The following is a 7826-nucleotide window of genomic DNA, read 5'->3' as shown; positions in this document are numbered from 1 at the left end:
ATTGCGCGCGCAATGCGCGGCCCATCCGCAACAGGTCATGCAGGCCACGGGCGAGGACGCTTGCCGCGCCGCCGCCGAAGCCTTCCGGCGGCGCTTCTTCTCCGGCGAGGCCGGGCCGGATGAGTACCAGACGGCGGCCGACCTGCCGCCGATCCCGCCGAGCTTCGATGAACCGGCCGATGGCGTGGCGCCAGCCGTTCCCGCCCAACGGGAGGACACGCCATGAATGACGTGACCATCATCGACCAGTTCCTGAACACCTTTTCCACCTACATCGACTCGGGTTTCGGGCTGCTGCGGGGCGAAGTGGCGTTCCTCACGGCCACGCTGATCGTCATCGACATGACGATCGCCGGCCTGTATTGGGCCATGAGCCATGCCACCGGCCAGGGCGAGGACGTGATCGCCAAGCTGCTGCGCAAGGTGCTCTACGTCGGTGCCTTCGCCTACATCATCAACAACTTCAACTGGCTGGCCGGCATCGTCTTCCGATCCTTTGCCGGACTGGGCATCACCGCCACCGGCTCGGCCATCACGATGGGGAACTTCTTGCAGCCGGGCCGGTTGGCGAAAGCCGGCATCGACGCCGGGGCGCCGATCCTGAAGCAGATCGGCAAGATGGCGGGCTTCCCCGAAGTGTTCGTGAACCTCGACCCCATCGTGGTGATGTTCCTCGCCTGGCTGGTTGTGGTGTTGTGCTTCTTCGTGCTGGCGATCCAGCTTTTCATCACGCTGATCGAATTCAAGCTGACCACGCTGGCGGGCTTCGTGCTGGTGCCGTTCGCGCTGTGGAACAAGACCAGCTTCCTGGCCGAGAAGGTGCTGGGCAACGTGGTATCCGCCGGCGTCAAGGTGCTGGTGCTGGCCGTGATCGTCGGTATCGGCTCGGGCTTGTTCGCTCAGTTCCAAGTCCATCCCGCCGAGCCGTCCATCGACCATGCGCTGGTCATCATGCTGGCCTCGCTCACCTTGCTGGCGCTTGGGATCTTCGGCCCCGGCATCGCCACGGGCCTCGTCTCCGGTGCGCCACAGCTCGGCGCGGGCGCAATGGCCGGTGCTGCTGTCGGCGCTGCCGGCACCGCCGTCGCCATCGGCGCCGCCGCGACGGGCGTGGGTGGCGCCGTGGCTGCTGGCGCTCGCATGGCCCCGGCAGCCGCCAAGCTGGCCGGCAGCGGTGCTCGCGCCGCCACGTCGGCGGCCAGCAGTGCGAAGTCGGCGTTCCAGGCTGGTTCCGCCGCCGCTGGCGGCGGCGCAAAGGGCGCGATGGCTGGCCTGGGCAATGTCGCAAAGACCGGCGCCCAGGCAGCCGGGCGCGGTGCTGCGTCCCGTGCCTCCGCTGCCGGACAACGCATGGCTGCGCCGTTCCGCGCGGGCTGGAACGGTGACGCTGGCGCGTCAGCCGGCCAGGCCGCCACCAGCGAAGCCCCCGCAGGCGCTGCCGCTGCACAGGCGCCCGAGCAACCCGCCTGGGCGAAGCGCCTGCATCGCCGCCAGCAACTCACCCACGCCGCGACCACCACCGCCCACGCACTGCGCGGTGGCGATGGCGGCGGCTCCGGCCAGGGGCCGAGCCTGCGCGGCTCCGATGACTAAAGCGATTCACAAGGAGAACTGACCATGCGATTCAAGAAACCGCAGGTGCGCTACGCCGACACGCCGCAGCCTGCCACGCCGTACCAAACCGCCGGCCAGGTGTGGGACGACCGTATCGGCTCGGCCCGCGTCCAGGCCAAGAACTGGCGATTCATGGCCTTCGGCTGCCTCACGCTCGCGCTGCTGATGGCCGGCGGACTGGTGTGGCGCTCGGCGCAATCCATCGTCACGCCCTACGTCGTGGAGGTGGACAACGCGGGCCAGGTGCGCGCCGTGGGCGAAGCCGCCACGCCGTACCGGCCCAACGATGCGCAGACGGCGCACCACATCGCGCGCTTCGTGACGCTGGTGCGCTCGCTGTCCATCGACCCCATCGTCGTCCGCCAGAACTGGCTGGACGCCTACGACTACACGACCGACAAAGGCGCGGCCGTGCTCAACGACTACGCGCGGGTCAACGACCCGTTCGCGCGCATCGGAAAGGAGTCGGTGACGGTGCAGATCACCAGCGTCGTGCGTGCCAGCGACACGTCTTTCAACGTGCGCTGGACGGAACGCCGCTACGTCAACGGCGCTGCGGCGGGCCTGGAACGGTGGACGGCCGTGGTGTCCATCGTGCTCCAGCCGCCGCGCACCGAAGAACGCCTGCGCAAGAACCCGCTGGGCATCTACGTCAACGGCCTTTCCTGGAGCCGCGAGCTGGATTCTTCCGAAGGAGCAAAACCATGAACCTGTCTTTCCGCTTTTACGCTTTGCCGTTGATGCTTGTTGCCCTGGCGGGCTGCGCCACGCAAGGCAAGCCGCCGCCGACCATCTCGCTCGATGAGCCGGTGCCGGTGCAGGCCCAGCCGATGCCGGAGCCGCCCGCGCCCGTGGAGGTTGTGGCCGTGCCCGAGGTGCTGCCGATGCCGGCGCAGTTGATGCCGGCACCCGAGGCCGAGGACGCCAAGCCCACGCCCGAGCCGGCCGACGAGAAGGTGCGCGTTTCACGCGCCAATGCCGAGGCGCGTGTCGCGCCCACGCGCGAGGGCTACGTCAACGCGATTCAGGTGTGGCCCTTCACCGATGGCGCGCTGTATCAGGTCTATGCGGCCGTGGGCCGGGTGACGATGGTTGCCTTGCAGCCGGGCGAGGAGCTGGTGACGGTGGCCGCCGGCGATACCGTGCGCTGGATCGTGGGCGACACGTCCAGCGGCAGCGGTGCCGACTTGCGCGTCAACGTGCTGGTCAAGCCGATCCGCTCGGGCCTCAAGACCAATCTGGTCATCATCACCAGCCGGAGGACGTACCTGCTGGAACTGACTTCCACGGAAAAGACGTGGATGGCGTCGGTGTCCTGGGAGTACCCGCGCGACCGGATGCTGGCCTTGCAGCGCCAGGCGCAAGCGGCCAGCGCCGCCGCGCCGGTGGATAGCGGCCTGTCGCTGGAGAACCTGCGCTTTCGCTACGCGATCGGCGGCAGCAATCCGTCGTGGAAGCCGCTGCGCGCTTTCGACGACGGGCAGAAGGTCTATATCCAGTTCCCCGCCGGCATCGCGCAAGGCGAACTGCCGCCGCTGTTCGTGATCGGCGCGCAGGGTGATGGGCAGTTGGTGAACTACCGCTTTCGCTCGCCGTACTACATCGTGGATCGCCTGTTCGGCGCGGCCGAACTGCGCCTGGGCGGGGACAAGGGCGACGTGGTGCGGATCGAGCGCACGGATGGCGTCGTAGGCGCGGTCGGGAGGAACTGACCATGAGCCAAGACGACACCCCCGACCTCGCCACGCCGCAGGCAGGCAAGGTCGCGCCCGAGGCGGTGGCGCTTCGCGCCCAGCCGCGTGCCGTGACCCGGTTGAACCGGCGCACGCTGGCCGTCCTCGTCGGCGGCCTGTCGGTCGCCGTGCTCGGGGCCACGATCTGGTCATTGCAACCGCACCGGCGCGGCGCGGGCGAGCAGACCGAGCTTTACAACGTCGATCGCGTCTCGAAGTCCGAAGGGCTGGACGGCCTGCCGTCCGACTACTCGAAGCTGCCGCCGAAGGTGCCCGAGCTGGGGCCGCCACTGCCGGGCGATCTTGGCCCGGCCATCGTGAACTCGCAGCAGTCCGCCGTGGCCGCTTACGCGGCCCCCGGCCACGATCCCAACGACGCCTTGCGCAAGGAGGCGGAAGCCGCAGCGGCTTCGTCGGTGTTTTTCCGCTCGGGCGGCCAGGGCCAGGCCGCCGCCACGGCCACGGTGGCGCCGCCGGGTGTGCCTGGTGCTGCCAACACGCTCGCGGCCTTCGACCCGCTCGCGGCTGGGCCGGCCTCGGCGGCGCCCCAGCCTGCCGATCCGACAGCTGTGCAAAACCGGCAAGACCAGAAAGAGGCGTTCCTGAAAGGCGGCTCTATGGAAACCCGCAATTCCGGAAACCTGAAAATGCCGGCCTCGCCGTATCAGGTCATGGCCGGAACGGTGATTGCGGGCGCGCTGGTGACGGGCATCAAGTCGGACTTGCCAGGCGACGTGATCGCCACGGTGACGGAGCCGGTCTATGACTCGGCCACGGGCAAGTTCCTGTTGATCCCGCAGGGGTCGCGCATCCTGGGTAAATACAACAGCCAGGTCAGCTACGGGCAGAGCCGCGTGCAGGTGGTGTGGAACCGGGTCATCCTGCCCGATACGTCCTCGCTGACGCTCGACAACCTTGTCGGCACCGATCCAGCCGGCTACGCCGGCCTGGAAGACGACGTGGACTGGCATTGGAATCGCATCGTCGCGGGCGCCGTGCTGACGACGCTGCTGGGCGTAGGCGCCGAGTTGGCCGCGCCAGAGAACCGCCAGGACGGCAACCGCATCGTCATCGCGGGGCGCGACAGCGCCCAGGACAGCATCAATCAGGTGGGTCAGGAGATCACCCGGCGCAACATGGACATCCAGCCGACGCTGACCATTAGGCCGGGCCTGCCGGTTCGCGTCATCGTGAACCGGGATCTGGTGCTGCGGCCGTGCCAGCCGCTGTTCTTCAACCGGGGAGCTTCCCAATGAACACGAAGAAACTGCGGCTAGGGCCGCTGCCCAAGACCGAGAGCGTCAAGCTGACCTTTGCCTGCCCGGCCAGCTTGAAAGCCGACCTCGACCGCTACGCCGCGCTGCACGCGCAGGCGTATGGCGAGGCCGTCGATGCCGAGAAGTTGATCCCGCACATGCTGGAGGCGTTCATGGCGGGGGATCGGGGATTCAGGAAGGGCACCACGACGCGGAGCGTGCCGTCCAAGCCGACGTGATGGCCCTCGAAGCCTGCCCAGCAACATCCATCGAACGCGCAGCCCAAGGCTGCGCGTTCTTCATTCTGGATGCCGCCAAGAGCCGCCTGGGCTATGATGACAAGACAAGCCCGCCGTCCCTCGGCAATCCAGCACGACACAGTGCGATGTGGCTTTCTCTCCCAACGCTCCTATGTGGCTCCTAGCCCACGAAGCCACACCGCGCCAAAGTGGCCGAGAAAAGAGCTAACCTACTGTCCCATATACGGTTTCAAGTCCTGCGTGATTTGCACAAAGGACTTGACACCAGAACTTTTTTGCGGGGCGGTACACGGGCGGCTCATGGCCGATTCTGCGCCGGCGCGGGCTGCAGCGGCGGCAGCGGCGTGCCGATGTCGCTCCAGCCGGGCGGAGCCTGCCCCGCGGCCTGGGGGGGGCGGCGTGTTGTCGCCGGGCGCCAGCCCCGGGCTGGTGTCGAGGTCGGGCGGCTGTGCATTGTCGGCAGGTGGCGGCGGAGCCGGCGCCCTGGATGGCGGCAGCGCCGGCGTGCTTTCCTCGATCCCGGAGTCGGGCTCCGGTTCAGGCGCGGGCGCGGAGGCCGGGGGGCGCTTGCCCGGTGCCGGAGATGCATGCCCGTCCGGCTCCTCGTCGCTGCCGGAGCCCGTCCACTGCTGCATCCTGTCGCGCAGGCGGTCCACGAAATCGCTCCACCAGTGCGAGGTCTCGGGCGAGGCGAAATGCGCCTTGGCATTGAGCAGCGGGCTGCGCAGCGCGCGCGCCATGAAGTCGCCCACCATGGGCAGGGCACTGCGCGCGCCCTGGCCCCACTGGTCGCTGCGCAGGGTGATGCGTGCATCGTTGAAGCCGGCCCAGGCGCCGGCCACGATCTGCGGGTGCATGAGGATGAACCAGCCGTCGGCATTGCCCTGGGTGGTGCCGGTCTTGCCGGCCACGTCGGCGCGTATGCCGTAGCGCTGGCGTATGGCGCGGCCCGTGCCCTTGTTGACCACGGCGCGCATCATGTCCACGAGCTGGTAGTTGTGCTCCTCGTCCCAGGCCTGTTCGGGCTTGGGCGGCGCGAATTCGGCCAGCACCTCGCCGTCGCTGTTTTCGATGCGCGTCACCAGCTGCGGCGGGATGTAGCGGCCGGCGTTGGCCAGGCTGCCGTAGGCGTTCACCATTTCCAGCAGCGTGACCGGACTGGCGCCCAGGGCCAGGGCCGGCACGGCCTCCAGCGAACTCTGGCGCACGCCCAGCGCGCGCGCCAGGCGGATCACGCGGTTGGCGCCCACGTCCTGCATGAGTTCGGCCGTGACCGTGTTCTTGGAGTAGGCCAGGGCGTCGGTCAGCGTGATGGGCTCTCCGGTCGGCGCCACGGCATCGGTGGGGCGCCAGACTTCGCCGCCGGGCAGCTTGATCTCGACTTCCTCGTCCTTGCGCGTGTCCTCGGGATGGGCGCCCTGCTGCAGCACCGCGCCGTAGACGAAGGGCTTGAAGGTGGAGCCCGGCTGGCGGCGCGCCTGGGCCACGTGGTCGAACGCGTCCTGCGCATAGTCGCGGCTGCCCACCCAGGCCAGCACGGCCGAGGTGCGTGGATCCATGGCCACGAAGCCGGCCTGCACGCGCGTCTTGTCCTCGCGCAGGCTCTTCATGAAGGCCTTGTCGGCCAGCACGGCCTTGAGCGCGCCGTCCTCGCTGTCGCCCTTGGCGCGCAGCCGGCGGTAGGGCTCGCTCTCGCGCACCAGCTGCTGCACCAAGGGGTTGGCGGCATTCCAGCCGCCGGCCTGGCTCCAGCCGCTGTTGGCCACGCCCTGCAGCGTGCGCATCTGGCGCTCCACGGCCTGGTTGGCCCAGGCCTGCAGGCGCGAGTCGATGGTGGTGCGGACCACCAGGCCGTCGGCATAGATGTTGTAGTCATGCGCGTCGGCCCAGGCGATCAGCCATTTGCGCAGCTGCTGCGCGAAGTGCGGGGCCATGCCTGCGGGCTCTTCCTGGCGCTCGAAGTTCAGCCGCATCGGGCGCTTGCTCAGGCGCTCGAACTCGGCCTGCTGGAGCTCGCCGCGCTTGACCATCTGCGCCATCACCGTGTTGCGGCGCGACAGCGCGCGGTCCGGGTTGAGCACGGGGTTGTAGTAGGCATTGCCCTTGAGCATGCCCACCAGCGTGGCGCTTTCCAGCACCGTGAGCCTGGCCGCGGGCTTGTCGAAATAGGTGCGCGAAGCCATCTCTATGCCGTAGGCGTTGTAGAGAAAGGGCACGGTGTTCAGATAGGTCTCGAGGATCTCGTCCTTGGTGTAGAGCGCCTCGATCTTGAAGGCCGTGATCGCCTCCTTGAGCTTGCGGTTGAGGTTGCGCGCGCGGCCGATCTCGGTCGGGTAGAGGTTGCGCGCCAGCTGCTGGGTGATGGTGGAGCCGCCCTGCGGCTTGCCCTGCAGCGTGAGGACGAGCGAACCCATGGTGCGCTTGAAGTCCATGCCGTGGTGCTCGTAGAAGCGGTGGTCCTCGGTGGCCACCAGGGCCTGCACCACCGACGGCGCGATCTGGTCCAGCGGCACCCACTGGCGGTTGCTGCGCTTGAACTCGCCGATGAGCTTGCCGTCCGCGCTCATGATCTGCGCGGGCTGCTCCTGCTTGGCCTTGCGGATGTCGCTGATGCTGGGCGTGAACGGTATCAGGCACAGCACATAGAGCGCGAACAGCAGCGGCAGCGCCGCGGCCAGCCGCAGCCACTCGCGCCGCGTGGGCCAGCGGTGCCACCAGGGCAGGGCGGCAATGCGCCGGCCCGGGCCGCTGGCGCGCAGCCGCGACCACAGCGCCGCAGCGCGCGGACCCCATTTCTCTTTCAATTCGTTCAGGAACAGACGCACGTTGTAGGGCGGCCCGCAGGCCGCGAATTGGCGAAGCCGCCAAGAATGCCCAAAAAACAGGCGTTGTGCTTGGCGGCCCCGGCTTTTCTATGGACTCAGCCCCGGTATTGGCAATAGGACAGTTTCGTTTCATGCCGC

The 7826-nt window shown here is 68.4% G+C and carries 7 protein-coding genes; 6 read left to right on the top strand and 1 reads right to left on the bottom strand.

What is annotated here, in order from left to right:
* The 6 genes from V8Z74_RS16425 to V8Z74_RS16400 all read left to right on the top strand — a co-directional run.
* Positions 1-226, top strand: a 226-nt coding sequence (locus tag V8Z74_RS16425; RefSeq protein WP_349710219.1) for a hypothetical protein, incomplete at its 5' end; no start/stop codon positions are given.
* Positions 223-1593: a P-type conjugative transfer protein TrbL gene (gene trbL, locus V8Z74_RS16420; protein WP_349710217.1), complete on the top strand. Its 1371-nt coding sequence runs from the start codon at positions 223-225 to the stop codon at positions 1591-1593. The genes V8Z74_RS16425 and trbL, both read left to right, overlap by 4 nt.
* 24 nt (positions 1594-1617) lie before the next feature.
* Positions 1618-2322: a conjugal transfer protein TrbF gene (gene trbF / locus V8Z74_RS16415; protein ID WP_008786883.1), complete on the top strand. Its 705-nt coding sequence runs from the start codon at positions 1618-1620 to the stop codon at positions 2320-2322.
* Positions 2319-3326, top strand: a complete 1008-nt coding sequence (gene trbG, locus V8Z74_RS16410; protein ID WP_349710215.1) for a P-type conjugative transfer protein TrbG — start codon at positions 2319-2321, stop codon at positions 3324-3326. The genes trbF and trbG overlap by 4 nt, the downstream gene beginning before the upstream one ends.
* 2 nt (positions 3327-3328) lie before the next feature.
* Positions 3329-4603 (top strand): TraB/TrbI/VirB10 family type IV secretion system protein, encoded by a 1275-nt coding sequence (locus V8Z74_RS16405; protein ID WP_349710213.1) that lies wholly within the window; start codon positions 3329-3331, stop codon positions 4601-4603.
* The gene (locus V8Z74_RS16400) at positions 4600-4842 is read left to right on the top strand and encodes a DUF2274 domain-containing protein (RefSeq protein WP_008786880.1); all 243 of its coding nucleotides are present in this window, start codon (positions 4600-4602) and stop codon (positions 4840-4842) included. The genes V8Z74_RS16405 and V8Z74_RS16400 overlap by 4 nt, the downstream gene beginning before the upstream one ends.
* Positions 4843-5072: 230 nt before the next feature.
* On the opposite strand, the gene V8Z74_RS16395 is transcribed toward V8Z74_RS16400, so the two are convergent.
* A complete protein-coding gene (locus V8Z74_RS16395; protein ID WP_349710211.1) occupies positions 5073-7667 on the bottom strand; it encodes a penicillin-binding protein 1A in 2595 nt (864 codons plus the stop codon).
* Positions 7668-7826: the final 159 nt, after the last annotated feature.

The organism is Comamonas sp. w2-DMI (genome assembly GCF_040187735.1).
Classification (GTDB): Bacteria; Pseudomonadota; Gammaproteobacteria; order Burkholderiales; family Burkholderiaceae_C; genus Comamonas; species Comamonas terrae.
Note: the sequence above shows the minus strand (reverse complement) of the source record. Positions and strands in the feature narration are given on the sequence as shown.

Bases quoted from the DNA above. Each gene is read 5' to 3' on its own strand.
- trbL (WP_349710217.1), top strand. From the start codon at position 223: ATGAATGACGTGACCATCATCGACCAGTTCCTGAACACCTTTTCCACC.
- V8Z74_RS16400 (WP_008786880.1), top strand. From the start codon at position 4,600: ATGAACACGAAGAAACTGCGGCTAGGGCCGCTGCCCAAGACCGAGAGC.
- trbG (WP_349710215.1), top strand. From the start codon at position 2,319: ATGAACCTGTCTTTCCGCTTTTACGCTTTGCCGTTGATGCTTGTTGCC.
- trbF (WP_008786883.1), top strand. From the start codon at position 1,618: ATGCGATTCAAGAAACCGCAGGTGCGCTACGCCGACACGCCGCAGCCT.
- V8Z74_RS16405 (WP_349710213.1), top strand. From the start codon at position 3,329: ATGAGCCAAGACGACACCCCCGACCTCGCCACGCCGCAGGCAGGCAAG.